The organism is Xanthomonas translucens pv. undulosa (assembly GCF_017301775.1).
Taxonomy (GTDB): domain Bacteria; phylum Pseudomonadota; class Gammaproteobacteria; order Xanthomonadales; family Xanthomonadaceae; genus Xanthomonas_A; species Xanthomonas_A translucens.
This window is the reverse complement of sequence record NZ_CP063993.1, coordinates 19,144-41,005: the sequence shown is the minus strand read 5'-3', so window position 1 is coordinate 41,005 and position 21,862 is coordinate 19,144. Positions and strand designations below refer to the sequence as shown.

Sequence of the window (21,862 nt, the reverse complement as noted above, 5' to 3'; positions counted from 1 at the left end):
AGGCGACTGGCTGCCCTCGCTCACTAGGCGCCCTCCCCGCTCGCGCCTGCGGGCGTGGTATTGCCCTGCGGTGTTGGTGGTTGTTCTCCGGCCTGCGGGTGTTGTTGCGCGCGAAACTGCCCCAGCTCGGCGATACGCAAGGCCTCAGGAACGGCCTGCCGATGGCCGCGGTGCTTGACATGGCCCACGCGCTGGGCGTGATAGATGCCGGTGTGGCCCGAGAACAGGTACGCGGTGACGCAACCGATCGCCGCCAGCGGGCCGATGTCGACGCCGAACAACTCCATGGCCATCAGCGTCGTGGCGATCGGCGTATTGGCGGCGCCGGAGAACACGGCGACGAAGCCGATCCCGGCGAGCAGGGGGAACGGCAGGTGCAGCAGCGGCGCCAGCGCGTTGCCGAGGGTCGCGCCGATGTAGAACAGCGGCGTGACTTCCCCACCCTTGAAGCCGGTCCCCAGCGAGGCCACGGTAAACGCCAGCTTGCCGAAGAAATCCCACGGCGCCATCGGTTGCTGGAAGGAACGCACGATGTCGGGAATGCCAAGACCGATGTAGCGGTAGCCATCGAGCGCCCACACCGCAATGGCGACCACGCTGCCGCCCACGGCCGGCCGCAGCGGCGCATAGCCGATGCAGCGTTTGACCAGCGCGCCGAGCCGGTACGTGGCGGTGGCGAACAGCCTGCCGACCAGGCCGAACACGCTGCCCGCGGCGACCACCGCCAGCACGCTCGACACGCCGACCGGTACGACCTGGCCCACCACATAATGCGTGTGATGAACGCCCCACGCCAGGCACGCCTGGTCGGCGACGATCGCGGCGACGATGCACGGGAACAGCGCGTCGTAGCGCATGCGCCCGATCACGAGCACTTCCAGGCCGAACACGGCGCCGGCCAATGGCGTTCCGAATACCGAGGCGAATCCGGCGCTGATGCCGGCCATCAACAGGATGCGCCGGTCCTGACGCTGCATGCGCAACACGTGCGTGAGCTGGTCGGCCAGCGCCGCGCCCATCTGCACGGCGGTTCCCTCGCGACCGACCGATGCGCCGAACAGGTGCGAGACCACCGTTCCGCCCAGCACCAGCGGCACCATGCGCAAGGGCACGACCTTCCTGGGGTTGTGGATCTCGTCGATGATCAGGTTGTTGCCGCCATCGACGCTCTTGCCCAACAGGTGATAGACCAGGCCGACGCCGAATCCGGCCGCGGGCAGCAGCCAGATGACCCAGCGGTGGGCTTCGCGCCAGGCCGTGGCGCGATCGAGGGAACACAGGAAGAACGCGGAGGCGGTGCCTGCGAGCACGCCAACGACGCTGGCGATCAGCAGCCACTTGCCCAGGTAAGGCAGCAGTTCGAGTTGTTCGGGTCGGCGGAATATGCGCATCGGTCTTGTCTGCTCGAAGGGATCGGGCTGACCGAGAGCAAGGGAAGCGGACGCATGCGCCTACAGCCCCGACCGCGGTCAGGTGTCTGTAGGCGTCATCAACTGCGCCGTCGGCACAGTGGTTGAAGGAGGAACGCCATCTCCTGTGGGCGCATTATGGAACGCGGCCAGAAGCATGTCCAGCCGCGGGCCGATGTGCCCTGCCCTGCAATTGGGCGATGCAGCCGCAGCTGGCAGCAACGTCGCGCAAAGCGGTTTGCAGGACCGTCCCCCTGCGTCGCCGTCGATTACGACTGTGGCTTGGCCTTGTCAGCCCGCGCCTGCTCACGCCCGGCGCGCAAACGGTCGAGCTTGTCCTTGAGCTTGATCTCCAGGCCACGCTCCACAGGCCGGTAGTACACGCGCTCGCCCATCGCATCCGGAAACCCGGTCTGGTCCAGGGCGATGCCGCCTTCGGCATCGTGGTCGTACTGGTAATGCTCGCCGTAGCCGAGGTTCTTCATCAGCTTGGTCGGCGCGTTGCGCAGATGCAGCGGCACTTCCTGGGTGCCGCTCTCGCGCACCTCGGCCTTGGCCTGGTTGAACGCGGCATAGCCGGCGTTGGACTTGGCGGTGCTGGCCAGGTACAGCACCAGTTGCGCGAAGGCCAGCTCGCCTTCCGGGCTGCCCAGCCGCTCGTAGATGTCCCAGGCTTCCAGCGCCATCTGCTGCGCGCGCGGATCGGCCAGGCCGATGTCCTCGATCGCCATGCGGGTCAGGCGCCGCGCCAGGTAGGACGGGTCGCAGCCGCCGTCGAGCATGCGCGTGAGCCAGTACAGCGCCGCATCCGGATTGGAACTGCGCACCGACTTGTGCAGCGCCGAAATCTGGTCGTAGAACTGCTCGCCACCCTTGTCGAAACGGCGGGTGCGGTCGGCCAGCACCTGCAGCAGGGTCTGCGCGGTGATCTCGCCGTCCTCGCCCTGGGCCAGCTCGGCGGCGATCTCCAGCAGGGTCAGCGCGCGCCGCACGTCGCCGTCGGCGGCGCTGGCGATCTCCAGCAGCGCCGTGTCCGACACCCGGATCGCCTCGCCGCCCAGGCCGCGCTCGCTGTCGTGCAGCGCACGCTGCAGCGCCTCGACGATGTCCTGCGGCGACACCGGTTCCAGCACGTGCACGCGGCAGCGCGACAGCAGCGCCGAGTTCAGTTCGAACGAGGGGTTCTCGGTGGTGGCGCCGACGAACAGGATGGTGCCGCGCTCGATATGCGGCAGGAACGCGTCCTGCTGTGCCTTGTTGAAGCGGTGCACCTCGTCCACGAACAACACCGTGCGGCGCCCGTCGGCGAAGCGCTGCGCGGCCTCGGCCAGCACCAGCCGCACCTCCGGCAGCCCGGACAGCACTGCCGAGATCGCCTTGAATTCGGCCTCGGCATAGTGCGCCAGCAGCAGCGCCAGGGTGGTCTTGCCGCAGCCCGGCGGCCCCCATAGGATCATCGAATGCACGTGCCCGGATTCGACCGCGCGGCGCAGCGCGCTGGCCGGCGCCAACAGGCGTTTCTGCCCGACCATCTCGTCGAGCGTGCGCGGGCGCATGCGCTCGGCCAGCGGGCGCAGCGGATCGCGATCGACGCTCAGCAGGTCGGGAGTATCGGCGAGGAGTCTGCGCTTGGCCACCCGCCCATTCTATCGCCCAGGCGCGTGCAACGTGCGGCACTGCAACCGGCGCCGGCGCTCGCAAGCACTGCAGGCGAACGTTCCGTTTTCAACACGCCACTTCGCCGACCGGTCTTCGGGACCGAGCGGACCATGGGACCTTCTGCGTCACGCTGCCGCAAGCCCGGAGGCCACGGCTCGCCATATCGCACGCCAAAGCGAAACCATAGATGGCATCGCGAACGTGAAAATTTCATTACGCGAATCATTCCTATGCCTAAGTTTCCGCTACGGCCGTATGGGGTTTCCGCCTGTCTGCCAGGCATGGCCGAAACCGTCTCGCATCCGTCCGCCCCCTCGGCACGGCGGCAGACCCACAACAAGCTGGCCACTCCCGAGCCAAGCGCGTTCGAAGCCGAACTGATCGCAGCGCAGGATGAGCCCCTCACCTGGTCGACTGCACTGTTGCAAAAGGCCGAGCAGAACAAGCCGGTTGCATTCAGTCCGGTCAGCGCGGACAAGCAGCGCTCGTGGACCCTGCCCTGGCGCAAGGCAGGTGCGATCCTGGGACTGGACAGCGGAACGCCGCTGCCGCATCGAGCGCTGCTTCGCCATGCGTCCTCCTCTGCCAGCCCTGTCGACAACGCCCACAACGCCGAGCGCGCCGCTACGCGCCAGTCCGAGGCGGCATCGCCACCGACCGCTGCCGCGCCGGATCTGAATGCGGCGTTGCTGTCGCACCTGGAGCACGCCAACGGCCGCCTCGCCACCGGCATCGCCCGGCGCCATGCCGACGAACTGAAATACGCGCATACCCAGACATTGCAGTCGGCGCGCGAGCGCTTGGCGTTGCTGACGCGCCGCGTCTGCAACATTGGCGACCGCATCGCCCGGCTCAGACAGCAACGTGCCGACGTGCTGCGGCAGATGCAGCAATGCGATGCGCAAGCGGACGCGGTGTCTGCGGCGCTGCTGGACCTGGAGCCGAAGATCGCGGCCACGCGCGCCGCCCTGGCGGCCGCGACCAGCCCCGGCCAGCCGCCGCGATCCGCGGCGCTGGCCGGATCGCCGTCGGCCGCGGCGCAGGCAGAGGCGGATACCGCCATCGCCCAGGCGCGCGCGACGCTGGCCCGGCTCGAAGGCGAACTCGGCCGCGCGCGCAGCAATGGCAACGCACTTGCCAAGGCAGTCTTCTTCGGCCGCGGCGGCGCGCAGGCCGAGGCGCTGGCGCAACAGCTGACGCACGCCAATGCCGAGCTGGAAGCGCTACAACGCGCGCATGCGCAGGCACAGACACAGCTGCAGTCCCTGCAACGATGCGCGCGAGGTGCGCGAGGTGCGCCGGGCGCAGCAAGCGCTTCCACGTCGGCATCCGCTGATTCCGGCCCAGCGGACACGCAGCCGCAAACCCTGCGCAACCTGCTCGTGCAGCACGAACGTATGCAGGCCTTGCAACGCGGTCACGGCACGCGTTGCCAGCGGCACAAGCGGCGGCTGCAGGACGACTTGCGGCGCGTGGACACGCAGTTGCAGCAGGCGCGGCAGTCCTCGCAGGTCACTACCAGCGAACTCTGGCAGCAGGACCGGACCGTGCAGGCGCTGGAGGAAGCGCAAGGCCGGATGGAACAGGCCGTGGTCCAGGTGGAGCAGGACCTGTCCACGACCGAAGCGCAGCACGCTGCGGCGCAGGCGGCATGCGCCAGCACCACCACCGACGCCGCCGAACGCCTGCTTGAGTCCCTGCCAGGCTTCCATGCGCAGCCGCTGTGCGCCGCCGACCAGCAGACCTTGCGCACCTGGGCCGCCGCGATGCAGGCGCGTGGCGATGCGTTCGACAGCGACGCATTGTCGCCGGCAGACGCAATCGGAATCGGCTTGCAGGCGCTGTCGATCGCCAGCAAGGGCGACAGCGCGCAGGCCGCGCAGGCCCTGCGCGAGCTGAGCGCGATCGGGTTGCGCGAGCTGGTGCCGGCGCCGGGGAACGATGCGCCGGCGTTGAGCGAGGCAGCAGCAGCCTGCGTCGGATTGCTGGCTGGGGTGCCGCGCGGCATGCAGGTGCTTGCGCAGATGCTGCGGGCAGAGCAGACGGCGCCGTCCAGGGAACAGCGGGAGGCCGCGCAGGTCTATCTGCGCGCTGGCCAACTGCATGCGCACACCGACGAGGCCCAGGACGCCCAGCGCACCTGGCTGGCCGCGGCCCAGGCCGGGGCGCAGCATGTACTGCATGGCGCATCGCCGAGCCACGGCTTGCAGGCGGCCACGCAGATGCAACGCAGCGCGTTCCACGCATTGCGCAACGGCTATGAGAGCACTGCCGACGGCTCGCCCTATGCGCAAGTCAACGCCAGCTTGCAGATGTTCGCGCAATGGGCACGTGCCGGCAGCGCGAGCGTACCGCGCGGCCAACTCAACCCCTTGCATGCGCTGCAGCTGGGAACCCGGGTGGGCGCTGCCGAAGCGCTGCCCACCCCGGCGCGGCGCGCCGGCGAGGAACTGCGCAAGGCGGCCGCGCACCTGACCGCTTGGCTGAGCGAACGCCGCCATGCCCAGCGGGCGGCTGGGCAGATGCCGGCCCCGCAGGAACTGGCGCTGCAGGCGCTTGCGGAATTCGTGCACTGGAGCCCGGCCGAACAGGATCTGACGCGGCTCGCCTTCAGCCCCAAACTGCTGCGCGACATCGAGCGGCGCGCATTGGATCTGCAACGCCACGCCGCGCGTTCCGCGCGCACCGACCCGGCTGGATCCACGGCGGCATGCCATCCCGCGGTCGCGGCCGCCTGGAGCGCCTTGCGCGCTGGCGGCATGCGCCTGCCGGACACGATGCGCCTGCTCCAGCGCGGCATGCTCGACCACCGCGAGCAGGCCGCCGCAGGCGCCAGCGAGAACACGCTGGAATCGGCCGAACGGCAACGTTTCCATCAGGCCGTCGCCAGCGCCAGCCGCCTGCTGCACGATGGCGACAGCGCCCGCGTCCGCTCGCCGGAGGCCTTGTTCGATGCGCTGCGCGACCTGCTCGCACATCTGGCATGGCGCGACAAGCTGCGCATCACCGAACAACGCGTGCTCGGCCTCAACGCAGCGCCACTGTCGGCCGCGCTGGCGGTGATCCCTGCCGGACTCGGCCTGAAGCTGGCGCTGGGCGGACAGGCCAGCACCGAGGCTTCGATGGAAATCTACATGGGACGCACCGGCCTATCGCTGCAGATCGGGCGACAGGCGACGCGGCAGCTGCAGGCCGCGGCGGGAATCAGCGCCGGTTTGCTGCTGCCGGGCACCGACGCCGCGCCCGTGGGCCTGGGCGCAACCGCCGACTGGCGCCTGAAGATGGAGTCGAGTCTCGAACAAGGCGTGCAGATCCGCGTGCCACGGCGCGGCAAAGGCCACGAACTGGAGCAGCGCGCGCAATTCCTGGCCATGTTCGAGCATCTGCTGCGCCTGGCCGGCGAACCCGACAGCGACGGCGTGCCGCTTGCGCAACGCGACCTGCTGGGAGAATTGCTGGCGGAGCATCCCAGCATCACCGTCGGTGTGATCGACGCTGGCCAGCGCACGTCGTCGAGCACCGAATCCAGCATCGCCGCCACCGCCGGCGTGCGCGTGGGGGAGATGGACGGTCGGCCGCGGCGCGCCACGCTCGGCGTGTCCCTGGGCGTCAAGGCGCGCCGCGAAAGCGCCAGCACGCAGACCCCGATCGCCGGCTACATGAACATGCTGCTGAAGGATTCGACCGCGCAGTCCAGGGTCGAGCTGGCCGCGCGCGCTTCGGCCAGCGTGGTCGCCCAGCAGTGGCATCGCCCCGCCGTGGCGGATGCCGCGCCCACGCCGGTGGCGCGGCTGTCCACCGGCACGCTCGAGCTGGGTTTCAGCAAGGAACTGCATTCGGCAGGCAGCACCACGTTCACCACGCTGTGGATGTTCAACAACGAAATCGATCCGGTGCGCACCGACCGCGGGTTCGAGTTCCAGAGCTTCGCCCAGTTCGAACGCGATGTGCGGCGCAACTGGCCGCTATGGACCAATTACGGGGTCGCCAAGCTGCGCGGCAAGGTCGACGAACAGCGCCTTTACCTGGTGGCCGAGCGCCAATTGGAAGACTTCATGGACAGAGTTCGCGTGCATATGCGCGACAACCGCTTCGCCTCGCTGATCGTGGACTGGGTGTTGCAGTCCGAGGCCGCGCCGCGCCTGGACGCGCTACGCGCGCAGAGTCAGCTGCTGCGCATGGCCGGGCGCGAGGCGGAGGCGGCGCAGACCGAGCGCGACTTCGACGCGCTGCTGCAGCAGCCCGCTATCTGGGAGCCCACCATGCTGATCCTGCGCGAGAAGGGCAAGCGCCAGCGCGAACGCGGCATCGACTTCTTCGTCAAACGCCAGACCAACCAGATGGCCGAGGCGATGCGCACGGTCGGCCAGTGGACGCCTTACGAACCGGTGCCGTGAACGCGCCGACCTGGCGTCGGCAGACCAGCCCTGCCCTGCCGCAACCCAGGCCGGTTCGGCGCCTCAGCGGTCGCCGACCACGTCCACGTCCTTGTCCGGCACGTAGCGGAAAGTGCCGGCGGCGAAGGTCGGGTTGCGCTTCCAGCCCGTGAAGCTGATCTCAGTGCGCTGGCCGACCGCATCGACCACTTCCATCCGCGCCAGGCCGCCGGCGTCGAAGCCGAGCTTGGCGATCTGGAAGCTGGCCTCGGTGTCCACCTTCGGCGTCATCGCCAGCCACTGCAGGCCGTCGCGCGCCACCGCTTCCTCGCTGACGTCGTACTGGCGATCCAGCTTGCCCGGGTCGATCAGCGCGGTCAGCGGGCTGTTCTGCTCCTCGGCGCCCTGGGTGCGCACGGTGGCCTGCTTCAGGTCCGGATCGTAGACCCAGACCTTCGCACCGTCGGCGACGATCAGCTGCGTATACGGCTTGCGGTATTCCCAACGGAACAGGCGCGGCGCCGACAGCGCGACGCGGCCGCTGGCGCTCTCCTTCAGCGCGCCCTTGCCGTCGTAGACCTTCTGCGCGAACTGGCCGTCCAGGCCCTTGAGCCCGCGGGTGAAGGTGTTCAGGTCGTCGCGCGCGCCGGCGAAGGCGCTGCCGGCCAGCAGCGCGCTGGCGAGGACGGTGTAGCGGAGTGTGCGAAGCATGCGGGTGGAGTTCCGGATGGAATGGGGGCAGTGTGCCGTGAAAAAGCTGAATAGGCGATCAGACGCGGCGCGCTCACTGCCCGGTCTGCATGCGGCCGAGGTCGCCGTACAGGATCTGCCCGCGGAAGCCGCGCCGCACCTGCTGGTACAGCTCGCGGAACGCCGCGTAGTCCTGCGGCTGGCATAGCGCCTGTGGGCCATGCACCGCACGCCGATGCAGCGTATGCGTGGCGATCACGGTCTGCCCGTCGCGCACCCAGGTCGCGGCGTACTCGCCGGCGGCGTTGCGGAAGCGGGTGTCGGCGGGGATGGCGATGATCGGCACGCTGTCCGGGAAGGTCAGCCGGTAGGTCTCGCTGCGCGCGTTGTCGTTGCAGTAGAACGGAGTCAGGTTGTGCTCGGCCGAGGTGGTGGCGTAGACCCCGCGCACCGAGTCGGCGCCGGGCATCTGCGGCAGGGTCATGCCGCCGACCACGCCGAAGTCGACATAGTCGCTGGCGCGGAAGCGGTAGGCGTAGCCGAACGGCCGGCTCAGGTCCTGCGGCGCGCCCTGCAGCTCCAGCTCGCCGCTGCCGTCGAAGCCGGACGCGGCCAGGATCGATTCCTCGATGCGGGTGCGGTTCTGCGTATTGAGCTGCACGAACATGGTGCGCAGGCCGATCTCGCCGATCTGGCCGCTATCGAGTCTGGTCAGGCCGCGCAGGCTGCCGTCGGTGGCGAAGCGATAGTCGGCCTCGGCCTGGTACAGGTTCAGCCGCGCGTCGTTGGGCGGGGTACGCGCCACGCTGCCGTCCACGGTGTGCAGCACCGGCACGCCCAGATCGCCGGCCGGCAGCTGACCGAAGCGCGCGTAGGGATTGGTCGAGTCCACGTACAGCTTGAACTCGGGTAGATAGGTGATGGCGTGGTTGAAGCGGCCGAGCACCGGCACGTCCGGCAGGGTCGGCCCGCCTTCGGCGCCGATCAGCACCGGCGTGCTGGCGATGCCCTTGGCCGCCAGCAGCGCTTCCAGCACCACGGTGTGGTCCTTGCAGTCGCCGTAGTGGTTGTCGAGAATGCTGTCGGCGCTGTTCGGCTCCAGCCCTCCGTTACCCAGGTACACCGCCACGTAGCGGATGTTGCGCGCGACCCACTCGTACAGCGCCGCCGCCTGCGCCCGGCGCTCGCCGATGCCGGCGGTGATCTGCTCGGCGCGCGCGCGCACCTTCGGCGTGACCTGCGCAGCCACGCCGCTGCTGCGCTGGTAGGCTTGGCCCATCTGCGACCAGCGGCGGAAGCTGCTGGCCATGATGGTCGGGCTGAATTCCCAGGTCCCCGCCGCCCAGTTCTGGCTCTTCATCGGCTCGCGGCGCTGGTAGCGCCATTCCCAGCGCGCCTGCGCGCCGTCGATCTTCGGCGTGTTGGCGCCGTACACGCCGCGCGTGTACAGGTGCATCGGCATGCGCCGCGGCGCGACCAGGGTCACCGTGGCGTCGTCGTACTGGGAGAACACGCTGAAGGTCTCCCACAGGCTGAAGTAGCCGGGGAAGTACGGCACGGCCTGGGTGCGGCGCACCCGGTACACCAGCCGCGTGCCCGGCATCAGGTTGGGGAACACCACCACCTTGACCTTGCGGTCGGCGTACATCGCCGCCGAGGCGCTGGAATAGCTTTCCTGGGTGTAGATCTTGTCGGCCGGCACGTCGTGGCGCAGCCCGTCCGGGGTGATCGCGTAGGCGGCCAGCACCTCCAGCATTTCCAGCTTTTCGCTGTAGCTCAGCCGCACTTGGCTGAACTTGTCCACGCCGGCCTTGGTCTTCAGCAGCAGCTCGTACTCGTCGGTCTCCACGCTGCTGGCGTCGTCGCGCACCTCGTAGTCGGCGCGGTAGCGCACGTAGCTGTAGTTGTTGGCGACCTCGGGCGTGGCCGCGGCCGGGCTGGCCGCCGGGGCTGGCGGCTGCGCGGCGGCAGCGGACCCGGCCATAACCAGGACGGCGCACAACAGCAGGCGCAGGGCGCAGGCGGTTCGGGACATCGGCGACGGCAGCGGGCGGGAACGGCCGCCAGCATCGCATACGGCGCGGCATCGGGCGGTTCCGATGGCCTGGAACCGGGGTGCGGGCCGCGTCGCGCGGCTCACTTGGGCGGCGGCGGCGCCAGCACGCTGCGGTCGCCGTTGTGTTCGGGGGGGCTGACCACGCCGGCCGCCTCCATCGCCTCGATCAGCCGCGCGGCGCGGTTGTAGCCGATCTTCAGCCGCCGCTGCACGCCGGAGATCGACGCGCGGCGGGTCTCGGTGACGATGCGCAAGGCTTCGTCGTACAGCGGATCGGATTCGTCGCCGCCGCCGCCGCTGCTCTCCGGCAAGCCGGTGGCGCCGACCACGGTGCCGTCGCCCATGGTCTGCACTTCGTCGAGCACGCCCTCGATGTAGTCGGCCGGTCCGCTGGCCTTGAGGTGCTCGACCACGCGGTGCACTTCCTCGTCGCTGACGAAGGCGCCGTGCACGCGGTCGGGCATGGCCGTGCCCGGCGGCAGGTACAGCATGTCGCCGTGGCCGAGCAGGGTCTCGGCGCCGGACTGGTCGAGGATGGTGCGCGAATCGATCTTGGAGCTGACCTGGAAGGCGATGCGGGTCGGGATGTTGGCCTTGATCAGGCCGGTGATCACGTCCACCGACGGGCGCTGGGTGGCCAGGATCAGGTGGATGCCGGCCGCACGCGCCTTCTGCGCCAGGCGCGCGATCAGCTCTTCGACCTTCTTGCCGACGATCATCATCATGTCGGCGAATTCGTCGATGAAGATGACGATGAACGGCAGCGTGTCCAGCGGCCGCGGCGCTTCGGCCAGGTCGGGGTTGGGCTTGAACAGCGGGTCCATCATCGGCTGCCCGGCGTCCTGCGCGTCCTTGACCTTCTTGTTGAAGCCGGCCAGGTTGCGCACCCCGACCGTGCTCATCAGCTTGTAGCGGCGCTCCATCTCCGCCACGCACCAGCGCAGGCCGTTGGCGGCCTCCTTCATGTCGGTGACCACCGGCGCCAGCAGATGCGGGATGCCCTGGTAGACGCTCAGTTCGAGCATCTTCGGGTCGATCATCAGCATCCGCAGTTCCTTGGCCGAGGCCTTGTACAGCAGGCTCAGCACCATCGCGTTGACCGCCACCGACTTGCCCGAGCCGGTGGTGCCGGCGACCAGCAGATGCGGCATGCGCGCCAGGTCGGCCACGGTCGGACGGCCGGCGATGTCCTTGCCCAGGGCCAGTGTCAGCGGGCTGGGCGACTTGTCGTATTCCTTGGAGCGCAGCAACTCGCTGAGGTAGATCATCTCGCGGCTGACGTTGGGGATCTCCAGGCCGACCACCGACTTGCCCGGGATCACGTCGACCACGCGCACCGACTTCACCGACAGGCCGCGCGCGATGTCCTTGTCCAGCGAGCTGATCTGGCTGACCTTGATGCCCGGCGCCGGCTCGATCTCGAAACGGGTGATGACCGGTCCCGGATAGGCGCCGACCACCTGCGCCTCGATGCGGAAGTCCTTGAGCTTGAACTCGATCTGCCGCGACAGGGTTTCCAGGGTTTCCTCGGAATAGCCCTTGGTCTGCGGCTTGGGGTCGTCGAGCAGAGCCAGCGGCGGAATGCCGGACTGGTCGCCGCCGGTGCCGTGGAACAGCGGGATCTGCTGCTCGCGCTTGGCGCGCTCGCTCTTCTCCACCACCGGCGCCGGCGGCGGCTCGATTTTGACCGGCTCGCGCTTGGCGCGCTGCACCGCATCGACCTTGCGCACTTCCTCACGTTCCTCGCGCATGGCGCGGGTCTGCTGCCATTCGTTGGCCTGCTGGCTGCCGCGCCGCGCCAGCGTCGGCAGGGTCATCATCGCGCGGCCGATGCGCTCCATCACCGCGAACCAGGACAGGCCGGTGGCCAGGGTGATCGACACCAGCAGCAGCACCAGCACGAACAGGTTGGCGCCCAGCGCGCCGAAGCCGGCGGTCAGCGAGCTGCCGACCAGCTTGCCGAGGATGCCGCCGGCGCCGGCCACGTCGCCGCTGAACAGGCGTAAGTGCAGCAGCCCGGTGCCGGCGATCAGGAAACCGACGATGCCGACCAGACGCAGCGCCGGGCCCAGGTCGGCCTCGCCGTCGCCATCGCTGTCCATGCCGAACAGCGCGATCCAGGAGATCGCGCCGATCACCAGCGGCAGCAGGAATGCCACATAGCCGAACAGCTGCAGCAGCACGTCGGCGATCCAGGCGCCGAACTTGCCGCCCATGTTGTGCACCGGCGCGACCACGCTGCCGGTATGCGACCAGCCCGGATCGGTCGCCGAATAGGTGGCCAGACTGGCCAGCAGGTACAGCAGCAGCGGCGCGATCGCGATCAGCGCCAGGTCGCGCCACAGCTTCTGCCGGCGCGGATTGGCCGCGGCGGCCTGCTTGCGTGCGGCCGCATTGGCGCCCTGGGATTTGCCGCGTTCCGGAACCTGCTTCGCCACGCTATGACCAAACCTTAGAAATACACTGTTAGTGATTGATAATAAACGAATCGGCCTGGCATTTCAGCAGTCGTAACCTGAATCGTCCCGCCGCGCTTGCGGCAACGTCCGGCACCCCGCGGCGGCAGGCACACACGGCGCTGGCACGGTGACAGGTGGGCCGCAGGCTGCAGCGTTCTCGCCACGCGGCTTGATTCATCCCAGGCCGGCCGCCACTCTATGCGACTTCGCCGGACACCGCGCAATGCCGCGCATCCGCCGCCATTTCAACCTCTTCGCGAGTATACATGAGCCCCCCTGCCCCCCCTTCCGCCAAGCATTCGCGCCTGCTGATCCTGGGTTCCGGCCCGGCCGGCTGGACCGCCGCGGTGTACGCCGCGCGCGCCAATCTCAAGCCACTGGTGATCACCGGCCTGCAGCAGGGCGGCCAGCTGATGACCACCACCGAGGTCGACAACTGGCCCGGCGACGCCCATGGCCTGCTGGGACCGGACCTGATGGCGCGGATGCAGGCGCATGCCGAGCGCTTCGAGACCGAGGTGATTTTCGACCACATTCACACCGCCGACCTGTCGCAGCGCCCGTTCAAGCTCAGCGGCGACAGCGCCGAGTACACCTGCGACGCGCTGGTCATCGCCACTGGTGCCACCGCCAAGTACCTGGGCATCCCTTCGGAAGAAGCGTTCAAGGGCCGTGGCGTATCCGCCTGCGCCACCTGCGACGGCTTCTTCTACAAGGACCAGGACGTGGTCGTGGTCGGCGGCGGCAACACCGCGGTGGAAGAGGCGCTGTACCTGTCCAACATCGCCCGCAAGGTCTACCTGGTCCACCGCCGCGACACCTTGCGCGCCGAGAAGATCATGCAGGACAAGCTGTTCGCCAAGGTCGCCGCCGGCAAAATCGAGACCGTCTGGCACCACGCCATCGACGAAGTGCTGGGCAACGAGGCCGGTGTCACCGGGGTGCGGGTCAAGTCCACCCAGGACGGCAGCATGCGCGAGATCGCCGCACACGGGTTCTTCGTGGCCATCGGCCACCACCCCAACACGCAGCTGTTCGACGGCCAGCTGGCGATGAACAACGGCTACCTGGAGATCCGCTCCGGGCTGGGCGGCGCAGCCACCGAGACCTCGGTGCCGGGCGTGTTCGCCGCCGGCGACGTCGCCGACCAGCACTACCGCCAGGCGATCACCTCGGCCGGCTTCGGCTGCATGGCCGCGCTGGATGCCGAGCGCTATCTGGACAAGGGTGCCTGAGCACGCCGCCACGCGCGCGCTGACGGCGTCCGCCACGCGCGCGCGGGTGCCGGCATGAGCAGCGTGCGCTGGCTGCACCGGCTGGACGAAGTCGCCGCGGCCGACTGGGACGCGCTGCACGACGGCAGCAACCCGTTCGTCGCCCACGCGTTCCTGTCCGGCCTGGAACGGCACGGCTGCCTGCGCCCGGACTGGGGCTGGACGCCGTTGCACCTGACCCTGTGGGACGGCGACGCGCTGGTCGCCGCCGCGCCGGGCTACCTGAAGACCAACTCGCACGGCGAGTTCGTGTTCGACCACGCCTGGGCGCATGCCTACGCGCGCTACGGCCAGGACTACTTCCCGAAATGGCTGTGCGCGGTGCCATACTCGCCGGTGACTGGACCGCGGCTGCTGGCGCGCGACACGGCCCGGCGCCAGGCGCTGCTCGCCGCGATGCAGGCGCTGACCGCAGCCAGCGGGCTGTCCTCGGCGCACGTGAACTTCCACAGCGCCGCGGACGACGCCGCGTTCGGCGAGGACTGGCTGGCGCGCAGCGACGTGCAGTACCAGTGGCACAACGAGGCCGGCTGGAGCGATTTCGACGCCTATCTGGCGGCGATGGACCACAAACGGCGCAAGAACATCCGCCAGGAGCGGGCCAAGGTGCAGCGCGCCGGCATCGGTTTCCGCGTCGTGCACGGCGACGAGGCCAGCGCCGCCGACCTGCAGGCGATGTACGCGTTCTATCTGCGCACCTTCGACGACTACGGCAACTCGCCCGCGCTGACCCTGGAGTTCTTCTCGCATATCGCACGAGAAATGCCGCGTAACATCCTGATATTTATGGCCATGCAGGAAGAAAAGCCGATCGCCGGAGCGCTCTGCCTGCGCGGCGGCGATACGTTGTACGGCCGCTACTGGGGCGGCGACACCCTGCCCGGCCTGCATTTCGAGACCTGCTATTACCAGGGCATCGACTACTGCCTGCGCGAAGGCCTGACTAGGTTCGAGCCGGGCGCGCAGGGCGAGCACAAGATCGCCCGCGGCTTCCTGCCGCGGCTGGTGCGCAGCCGCCACTGGATCGCCGACCCCGGCTTCCGCGCGCCGCTGGCCGACTGGTGCGCCGAGGAAACCGCCACGGTGCGCCAGCACGCGGCGACCCTGCTGCGGCACTCGCCATTCCGCCAGGACTGAGCCGCCGCCCGATCGGCTACGCTGCGTCGATGCGCCGTCTCCCCGCCCTGCTCCCCGCCGATCCGGCCGCCCCGTTCCCGCCCGCGTCCAGCGCGCTGCGCGAACCGGACGGCCTGCTCGCAATCGGCGGCGACCTGACCCCGACGCGCCTGCTCAATGCCTACGCGCACGGCATCTTCCCGTGGTACTCGGACGGCGATCCGATCCTGTGGTGGAGCCCGGACCCGCGCACCGTGTTCCGCAGCGACGCAGTGCGGCTGTCCTCGCGCTTCCGCCGCGCGCTGCGCCACTCGCCGTGGCGGGTGCGCGCCGACACCGCGTTCGCGCAGGTGATCGGCGCCTGCGCGCAGGCGCCGCGGCGCGGCCAGGACGGCACCTGGATCACCGCCGAGATGACGGCCGCCTATGTGGCCCTGCACCGCGCCGGACACGCGCACTCGGTGGAGGTATTCGACGGCGAGGAGCTGGTCGGCGGCATCTACGGTGTGGCGCGCGGGCGCATGTTCTTCGGCGAGAGCATGTTCAGCGCGCGCAGCGGCGGCTCCAAGGTGGCGCTGGCGGCGCTGGCCTGGCGCCTGCACGCCTGGGGCTGGCCGCTGATCGATGCCCAGGTCGAGAACGCACACCTGCTCAGCCTCGGCGCGCAGCGCTGGCCGCGCGCCGTGTTCCTGGAGGCGATCGCCTCCCTGGTGGCCGATGTCGCGCCGGCCGGCCCGTGGACGGCGCGTTTCGGCGAACTGGCGGCCACGGAACTGGCCGGCCGCTGAGCGGCTTTAACGCAAACTTTGCATGCTGCGGCCGAGGCGGGTAAAATCCCCGCTCTTCAGGCCTTTGTGGCCGCTCGCGAAATCGCACAGGATTACATGTCGAAAGACGACTCCATCGAATTCGAAGGCACCGTCAGCGAGACGTTGCCCAATACCACCTTCCGGGTCAAGCTCGAAAACGGGCACGAGATCATCGCCCACATCTCCGGACGCATGCGCAAGAACTACATCCGCATCCTGACCGGCGACCGGGTGAAGGTCGAAATGACCCCGTACGACCTGACCAAGGGTCGCATCACCTACCGCATGAAGTGACCGCCTCGCAGCGGTTGTGAAAAAGGCGGCCCTCGGCCGCCTTTTCGTCTCATCGGTGACATCGCAAGGCGACTGCAGATCCTGCGCAGCCGCCTTTTGCCGTTGCTGGCGTTCTAGCACGCCATCACTCGACGGTCGCCGGCAGCAGGCGCTCCGGCTCGGCCTGGGTCTCCACCACCAGCTCGCCGTCGCGCACGTCGATGGTGACGCGGCCACCGCCGACCAGCTTGCCGAACAGCAGTTCGTCCGCCAGCGGGCGCTTGACCTTGTCCTGGATCACCCGCGCCATCGGCCGCGCGCCCATCAGCGGGTCGAAGCCGTGCTGGGCCAGCCAGTCGCGCGCGGTCGGCGTGGCCGACAGCGACACGTGCTTCTCCTGCAGCAGCATCTCCAGTTCGATGATGAACTTGTCGACCACGCGCAGGATGTGGCTGAACGCCAGCGGCTGGAACTGCACCACCGCGTCCAGGCGGTTGCGGAATTCCGGGGTAAAGCTGCGGCGGATGGTTTCCATCGCGTCGGTAGAATGGTCCTGCTTGGTGAAACCGATCGAGCGCCGCGAGGCCTGGGTGGCGCCGGCATTGGTGGTCATCACCAGGATCACGTTCTTGAAGTTGGCCTCGCGCCCGTTGGTGTCGGTCAGCACGCCGCGGTCCATGACCTGCAACAGGATGTTGAAGATGTCCGGATGCGCCTTCTCGACCTCGTCCAGCAGCAGCACGCAGTGCGGAGTCTTGACGATCTTCTCGGTCAGCAGGCCGCCCTGGTCGAAACCAACGTAGCCCGGAGGCGCGCCGATCAGGCGGCTGATCGAATGCGGCTCCATGTACTCGGACATATCGAAGCGCACCAGCTCGATGCCCAGCTGCAGCGCCAGCTGCTTGGTCACCTCGGTCTTGCCGACGCCGGTGGGACCGGCGAACAGGAAGTTGCCGATCGGCTTCTCCGGATTGGCCAGGCCCGAACGCGCCAGCTTGATCGACGAGGCCAGCGTCTCGATCGCCGGATCCTGGCCGAAGATCACCATCTTCAGGTTGCGCTCCAGGTGTTGCAGCACGTCCTTGTCGGTGGCGCTGACCTGCTTGGCCGGGATCCGCGCCATCTTGGCGACGATGGTCTCGATCTCCTCGATGTCGATCAGCTCCTTGCGCACGCCCTGCGGCAGCAGCCGCTGGCGTGCGCCGGCCTCGTCCATCACGTCGATCGCCTTGTCCGGCAGCAGGCGGTCGCCGATGTGCTTCACCGACAGGTCCACCGCCGCCTGCAGCGCGTCGTCGGCGTAGGTCACGCCGTGGTGTGCCTCGTACTTGGGCTTCAGGCCCTGCAGGATCTCGAAGGTCTCGCCCACGGTCGGCTCGACGATGTCGATCTTCTGGAAGCGCCGCGCCAGCGCGCGATCCTTCTCGAAGATGCCGCGGTATTCCTGGAACGTGGTCGAGCCGATGCAGCGCAGATCGCCCGAGGCCAGCGCCGGCTTGATCAGATTGGAGGCGTCCATGGTGCCGCCCGAGGCCGAGCCGGCACCGATGATGGTGTGGATCTCGTCGATGAACAGCACCGCGTTGGGCACCTTCTTCAACGCGGTCAGCACGCCCTTCAGGCGCTTCTCGAAGTCGCCGCGGTACTTGGTGCCGGCGACCAGCGCGCCCAGGTCCAGCGAGTAGATGACCGCGTCGGCCAGCACCTCGGGGACGCTGCCCTCGACGATTCGCTTGGCCAGGCCCTCGGCGATCGCGGTCTTGCCGACGCCGGCCTCGCCCACGTACAGCGGGTTGTTCTTGCGCCGGCGGCACAACACCTGGATGGTGCGCTCGATCTCGTCGGCGCGGCCGACCAGCGGGTCGATGCGGCCGTTGCGCGCCTGTTCGTTCAGATTGCTGGCGTACTCGGCCAGCGCGTCGCCTTTGGCTTCACCCTCGCCTGCCTCGCCCTTGGCCTCGCCGTCGGGCGGCGCCGGGGTTTCGCCTTCTTCGCCGAGCTTGGCGATGCCGTGCGACAGGTAGTTGACGATGTCGAGCCGGGTGATGTCCTGCTGATTCAGGAAATACACCGCGTGCGAGTCTTTTTCGCCGAAGATCGCGACCAGTACGTTGGCGCCGGTGACTTCCTTCTTGCCCGAGGACTGCACGTGGTAGACCGCGCGCTGCAGTACCCGCTGGAAGCCCAGCGTGGGCTGCGTGTCGCGGCCGTCGTCTTCGGCCAGGCGCGACACCGAGGCCTCAATGGCCTGCTCCAGCTCGCCGCGCAGGCGCTCGGTATCGGCGCCGCAGGCTTTCAGCACCGCCTGCGCCGAAGGATTGTCGAGCAAGGCCAACAACAGGTGTTCGACCGTCATGAACTCATGGCGGGCTTCCCGGGCGCGCTTGTAGCACTGGCCGATGGTTTGCTCGAGATCTTTGCTGAACATGGTTCACTCCGACGTCTGTTGCCAACAATATGCGGCTGGAGTTGCGAATTTCCACAACCCTATCGGATCACTGTGTTCAGACCGCGTTAGTCCGTGCAAACCGGTGACCGACGCCTACCACTATCAGGCTTTTTCCATCGTGCACAACAGGGGATGCTGGTTCATTCTGGAAAACTCATTGACCTGAGCTACCTTGGATTCAGCCACCTCGCGGGTATACACCCCGCAGACGCCGCGGCCGCGGGTATGCACGTGCAGCATCACCTGCGTGGCCTTCTCCAGGTCCAGCGAGAAAAACTGCTGCAACACGGTCACCACGAAGTCCATCGGGGTGTAGTCGTCGTTCAGCAACAGCACTTGGTACATCGGCGGGCGGGCGATCTCCGGCTTGCCGGTCTCCACCATTACGCCGTGATCGAGGTCTGAAGAATTCTTGCGAGGCATGCGCGGATTATATACGGCGGCTGTCGGCCAGGATTGGACGATCGCCGATCCTGCCCGCACAATTCCCCTCCTTTGATGGCGCAACGCATGCATTCGACGAATTTCCGCCCGGCCGCCCTGCTGGCCGCGCTCCTGCTGGCCGCGCTCCTGCTGGCCGCGCTGCCAGCCGCCGCCGCGCCGGACCAAGCGCTGGGCAAGCGCCTGAAGGCGATGGGCTACGACGTCCAGGCCGATGCCGACGGCGACTACCAGTTGCTGTTCGGACTGCGCGAACAGGGCCGCGAGCGCCAGCAGCTGATCTACGTGCGCTCGCCGGTGGAGACCTTCGGCAGCTACCGGATCCGCGAGATCTGGTCGCCGGCCTACCAGGCCAAGGGCGATACCCTGCCCGCCGCGATCGCCAACCGCCTGCTGGAAGACGCGCAGGCCGACATCCTCGGCGGCTGGGTGCGCCAGGGCGGCACCGCGGTATTCGTGGTCAAGGTCGCCGCCGATGCCGACGACAGCGCCTTGCGCGAGGCGCTGGAAGCGGCCGCGCGCGGCGCCGACGCGATGGATGCCGAACTCAACGCCGGCAAGGACGCGTTCTGATGGCGCTGGCCCCCGGCCCCTGGCAGCCCGATGTGACCGTGGCCACGGTGGTGGTGCGCGACGGACGCCTGCTGCAGGTGGAGGAATCCATCGCCGGCGCGCTGGTGCTGAACCAGCCGGCCGGGCACCTGGAGCCGGACGAGAGCCTGCTGCAGGCGGCGCTGCGCGAGACGCTGGAGGAAACCGGCTGGCAGGTGCGGCTGACCGCGTTCATCGGCGCCTACCAGTGGAAGGCCGACAACGGCCGCCACTACCTGCGCTTCGCCTTCGCCGCCGATCCGCTCGCGCACGACCCGCAGCGGCCGTTGGACGAAGGCATCGTGCGCGCCCTGTGGATGACCCCGGCGGAGTTGCAGGCCGCCGCGCCGCGCTGGCGCAGCCCGCTGGTGTGGCAGGTGGCCGCCGATTTCCTCGCCGGCAAGCGCTATCCGCTGGATCTGGTACGGCAACTGGCATGAACCGCGCGCGGATCATGGTCGGCGTCTCCGGCGGGGTCGATTCGTCGGTGGCGGCCTGGCAGCTGGTGCAGCAAGGCGCCGACGTGGCCGGCCTGTTCATGCAGAACTGGGCCGACGACGGGAGTGGAGACTGCCGCGCCGAGGCCGACCGCCGCGACGCGGTGGCGGTGTGCGGCCTGCTCGGCATGCCGTTCCACTTCCGCGATTTTTCGCAAGAATATTGGCAAGGCGTGTTCGCCCACTTCCTGGCCGAGTACGCCGCCGGGCGCACCCCGAACCCGGACGTGCTGTGCAACCGCGAGGTCAAGTTCAAGCATTTCCTGGACGCGGCGCGCGAACTCGGCGCCGAGCGCATCGCCACCGGCCACTACGCCCGGGTGGCCTTCGCCGACGGCCGCTGGCGGCTGCTGCGCGGGCTGGATCGCAACAAGGACCAAAGCTATTTCCTGCACCAGCTCGGCCAGGCGCAACTGGCCGCGACCCTGTTCCCGGTCGGCGAGCTGCCCAAGGAACAGGTGCGGCGCATTGCCCGCGAGGCCGGCCTGCCGACCCACGCGAAGAAGGACTCGACCGGCATCTGCTTCATCGGCGAGCGCGACTTCCGCCAATTCCTGGGCCGCTACCTGCCGGCGCGGCGCGGCGAAATCCGCGACCCGCAGGAACAGGTCGTGGCCGAGCACCCGGGCGTGTTCTACTTCACCCTGGGCCAGCGCGAGGGCCTGAACATCGGCGGCGTGCGCGGCCGCGCGGCGGCGCCGTGGTACGTGGTCGGCAAGGACGTGGCGCGCAACGTGCTGTACGTGGACCAGGACCGCGACAGCCCGCACCTGATGTCCACGCAGCTGCAGTCCGAAGCTGCCCACTGGATCGCCGGGTCGGCGCCGGCGCGGCGCTTCGACTGCACCGCGCAGACCCGTTACCGCCAGGCCGACGAGCCGTGCACGGTCGAGGTGGCCGACGACGGCACCCTGGCGGTGCGCTTCGCCCGCCCGCAGCGCGCCGTGACACCGGGCCAGTCGCTGGTGCTGTACCAGGGCGACGACTGCCTGGGCGGCGCCGTGATCGCCACCACCGATGCCCCGCTGCAACGCCGTCTGGCGCAGCGCCCCGCTTTACTAGAGGAAACTACCCGATGACCGATTCCATGGACGCGCGCGTGCTGGCGCTGGCCGGCGTCGCCCAGGCCCTGCAGCAGGTGCGGCGCATCGCCGAGACCGGGCAGTCCGAGGCGTCGCTGGTGCGGACCCTGCTCGACAGCGTGTTCCGCACCGATGCCGACACGCCGCAGGCGGTCTACGGCCAGGTCGGCGACGTCGCGCCCGGGCTGCGCCTGCTGCACAACTATTTCCGCAACCAGGGCCAGGACGAGATGCTGCCGCGGCTGGCGCTGGCGGTACTGCAACTGGAGCGGCGCTTCGTGCGCGACACCGAGACCGGCGCCAAGGTCAGCGCCGGCATCGCCCGGATCGCGCCGCTGCTGGCCGAGCACGCCGACAGCGCGCATCCGGAGGTGATCGGCGCGCTCGGCCAGCTGTATGCCGACACCATCAGCCACCTGCGTCCCCGGGTGATGGTGCAGGGCAATCCGCATTACCTGGGCCAGGCCGGGGTGGTGGCGGAGATCCGCGCGCTGTTGCTGGCCGCAGTGCGCTCGGCGGTGCTGTGGCGGCAGATGGGCGGGAGCCTGTGGGATTTCCTGCTGGCCAAGCGGCGTATGATCGACGCGGTAGACCGCGCGCTGGGCTGAGCGCGGCGCTGGCGCTGCCGGCAAGGGCTCGATGCAGCGCACGTTTCGCCGCGCGGACGCGATCGGCACCACA

Annotated in this window: 16 protein-coding genes and 1 riboswitch; of the genes, 9 read left to right on the top strand and 7 right to left on the bottom strand. The window is 68.9% G+C overall.

The window, feature by feature from the left end; all coding sequences use genetic code 11:
• Positions 1-23: 23 nt before the first annotated feature.
• Positions 24-1,391, bottom strand: coding sequence for a voltage-gated chloride channel family protein (locus ISN38_RS00165; RefSeq protein WP_004425694.1), 1,368 nt, complete (start codon positions 1,389-1,391; stop codon positions 24-26).
• Between the two features lie 82 nt (positions 1,392-1,473).
• Positions 1,474-1,544: riboswitch (Fluoride riboswitch) on the bottom strand.
• Positions 1,545-1,678: 134 nt separating this feature from the next.
• Complete coding sequence (locus tag ISN38_RS00160; RefSeq protein ID WP_262404831.1) at positions 1,679-2,965, bottom strand: replication-associated recombination protein A; 1,287 nt, start codon at positions 2,963-2,965, stop codon at positions 1,679-1,681.
• Between the two features lie 333 nt (positions 2,966-3,298).
• Between ISN38_RS00160 and xopZ the strand changes: the two genes are divergently transcribed.
• Entirely contained in the window at positions 3,299-7,465 is a 4,167-nt protein-coding gene (gene xopZ / locus ISN38_RS00155) for a XopZ family type III secretion system effector (RefSeq protein WP_171815510.1), read from the top strand.
• 63 nt (positions 7,466-7,528) lie between these two features.
• Here xopZ and lolA read toward each other — a convergent pair whose 3' ends face one another.
• The 3 genes from lolA to ISN38_RS00140 all read right to left on the bottom strand — a co-directional run bounded on the left by lolA (position 7,529) and on the right by ISN38_RS00140 (position 12,628).
• On the bottom strand, positions 7,529-8,155 hold the full coding sequence (lolA, locus tag ISN38_RS00150; protein ID WP_004425689.1) for an outer membrane lipoprotein periplasmic chaperone LolA: 627 nt from the start codon (positions 8,153-8,155) through the stop codon (positions 7,529-7,531).
• A 73-nt stretch (positions 8,156-8,228) separates the two neighbouring features.
• Entirely contained in the window at positions 8,229-10,169 is a 1,941-nt protein-coding gene (locus tag ISN38_RS00145; protein WP_241753971.1) for a DUF3857 domain-containing transglutaminase family protein, read from the bottom strand.
• 101 nt (positions 10,170-10,270) lie between these two features.
• A complete protein-coding gene (locus tag ISN38_RS00140; RefSeq protein ID WP_047324941.1) occupies positions 10,271-12,628 on the bottom strand; it encodes a DNA translocase FtsK in 2,358 nt (785 codons plus the stop codon).
• Between the two features lie 287 nt (positions 12,629-12,915).
• Between ISN38_RS00140 and trxB the strand changes: the two genes are divergently transcribed.
• The 4 genes from trxB to infA all read left to right on the top strand — a co-directional run bounded on the left by trxB (position 12,916) and on the right by infA (position 16,142).
• Complete coding sequence (gene trxB / locus ISN38_RS00135) at positions 12,916-13,884, top strand: thioredoxin-disulfide reductase (RefSeq protein ID WP_058358897.1); 969 nt, start codon at positions 12,916-12,918, stop codon at positions 13,882-13,884.
• Between the two features lie 54 nt (positions 13,885-13,938).
• Positions 13,939-15,060: a GNAT family N-acetyltransferase gene (locus ISN38_RS00130; RefSeq protein WP_058358898.1), complete on the top strand. Its 1,122-nt coding sequence runs from the start codon at positions 13,939-13,941 to the stop codon at positions 15,058-15,060.
• Between the two features lie 29 nt (positions 15,061-15,089).
• Entirely contained in the window at positions 15,090-15,827 is a 738-nt protein-coding gene (gene aat / locus ISN38_RS00125; RefSeq protein WP_004425679.1) for a leucyl/phenylalanyl-tRNA--protein transferase, read from the top strand.
• A 96-nt stretch (positions 15,828-15,923) separates the two neighbouring features.
• Entirely contained in the window at positions 15,924-16,142 is a 219-nt protein-coding gene (gene infA, locus ISN38_RS00120; protein WP_004425677.1) for a translation initiation factor IF-1, read from the top strand.
• Positions 16,143-16,266: 124 nt separating this feature from the next.
• Here infA and clpA read toward each other — a convergent pair whose 3' ends face one another.
• Both clpA and clpS read right to left on the bottom strand, forming a co-directional pair.
• A complete protein-coding gene (gene clpA, locus ISN38_RS00115; RefSeq protein WP_004425670.1) occupies positions 16,267-18,549 on the bottom strand; it encodes an ATP-dependent Clp protease ATP-binding subunit ClpA in 2,283 nt (760 codons plus the stop codon).
• Between the two features lie 123 nt (positions 18,550-18,672).
• Entirely contained in the window at positions 18,673-18,993 is a 321-nt protein-coding gene (gene clpS / locus ISN38_RS00110) for an ATP-dependent Clp protease adapter ClpS (protein WP_004425668.1), read from the bottom strand.
• Between the two features lie 75 nt (positions 18,994-19,068).
• Here clpS and ISN38_RS00105 point away from each other — a divergent pair, with 75 nt between their 5' ends.
• Genes ISN38_RS00105 through hflD form a run of 4 tightly spaced genes read left to right on the top strand, consistent with a single transcriptional unit; the run spans position 19,069 to position 21,789 of the window.
• Positions 19,069-19,584, top strand: a complete 516-nt coding sequence (locus ISN38_RS00105) for a hypothetical protein (protein WP_004425666.1) — start codon at positions 19,069-19,071, stop codon at positions 19,582-19,584.
• Positions 19,584-20,042: an NUDIX hydrolase gene (locus ISN38_RS00100; protein ID WP_004425664.1), complete on the top strand. Its 459-nt coding sequence runs from the start codon at positions 19,584-19,586 to the stop codon at positions 20,040-20,042. The genes ISN38_RS00105 and ISN38_RS00100 overlap by 1 nt, the downstream gene beginning before the upstream one ends.
• Complete coding sequence (mnmA, locus tag ISN38_RS00095; RefSeq protein ID WP_004425659.1) at positions 20,039-21,178, top strand: tRNA 2-thiouridine(34) synthase MnmA; 1,140 nt, start codon at positions 20,039-20,041, stop codon at positions 21,176-21,178. Before ISN38_RS00100 ends, mnmA begins: the two co-directional genes overlap by 4 nt.
• On the top strand, positions 21,175-21,789 hold the full coding sequence (gene hflD / locus ISN38_RS00090) for a high frequency lysogenization protein HflD (RefSeq protein ID WP_004425656.1): 615 nt from the start codon (positions 21,175-21,177) through the stop codon (positions 21,787-21,789). The genes mnmA and hflD overlap by 4 nt, the downstream gene beginning before the upstream one ends.
• Positions 21,790-21,862: the final 73 nt, after the last annotated feature.

Bases quoted from the DNA above. Each gene is read 5' to 3' on its own strand.
- ISN38_RS00100 (WP_004425664.1), top strand. From the start codon at position 19,584: ATGGCGCTGGCCCCCGGCCCCTGGCAGCCCGATGTGACCGTGGCCACG.
- lolA (WP_004425689.1), bottom strand. From the start codon at position 8,155: ATGCTTCGCACACTCCGCTACACCGTCCTCGCCAGCGCGCTGCTGGCC.
- mnmA (WP_004425659.1), top strand. From the start codon at position 20,039: ATGAACCGCGCGCGGATCATGGTCGGCGTCTCCGGCGGGGTCGATTCG.
- ISN38_RS00160 (WP_262404831.1), bottom strand. From the start codon at position 2,965: ATGCGCCCGCGCACGCTCGACGAGATGGTCGGGCAGAAACGCCTGTTG.
- clpA (WP_004425670.1), bottom strand. From the start codon at position 18,549: ATGTTCAGCAAAGATCTCGAGCAAACCATCGGCCAGTGCTACAAGCGC.
- infA (WP_004425677.1), top strand. From the start codon at position 15,924: ATGTCGAAAGACGACTCCATCGAATTCGAAGGCACCGTCAGCGAGACG.
- xopZ (WP_171815510.1), top strand. From the start codon at position 3,299: ATGCCTAAGTTTCCGCTACGGCCGTATGGGGTTTCCGCCTGTCTGCCA.
- ISN38_RS00165 (WP_004425694.1), bottom strand. From the start codon at position 1,391: ATGCGCATATTCCGCCGACCCGAACAACTCGAACTGCTGCCTTACCTG.
- hflD (WP_004425656.1), top strand. From the start codon at position 21,175: ATGACCGATTCCATGGACGCGCGCGTGCTGGCGCTGGCCGGCGTCGCC.
- ISN38_RS00130 (WP_058358898.1), top strand. From the start codon at position 13,939: ATGAGCAGCGTGCGCTGGCTGCACCGGCTGGACGAAGTCGCCGCGGCC.
- aat (WP_004425679.1), top strand. From the start codon at position 15,090: ATGCGCCGTCTCCCCGCCCTGCTCCCCGCCGATCCGGCCGCCCCGTTC.
- clpS (WP_004425668.1), bottom strand. From the start codon at position 18,993: ATGCCTCGCAAGAATTCTTCAGACCTCGATCACGGCGTAATGGTGGAG.
- ISN38_RS00105 (WP_004425666.1), top strand. From the start codon at position 19,069: ATGGCGCAACGCATGCATTCGACGAATTTCCGCCCGGCCGCCCTGCTG.
- ISN38_RS00145 (WP_241753971.1), bottom strand. From the start codon at position 10,169: ATGTCCCGAACCGCCTGCGCCCTGCGCCTGCTGTTGTGCGCCGTCCTG.
- trxB (WP_058358897.1), top strand. From the start codon at position 12,916: ATGAGCCCCCCTGCCCCCCCTTCCGCCAAGCATTCGCGCCTGCTGATC.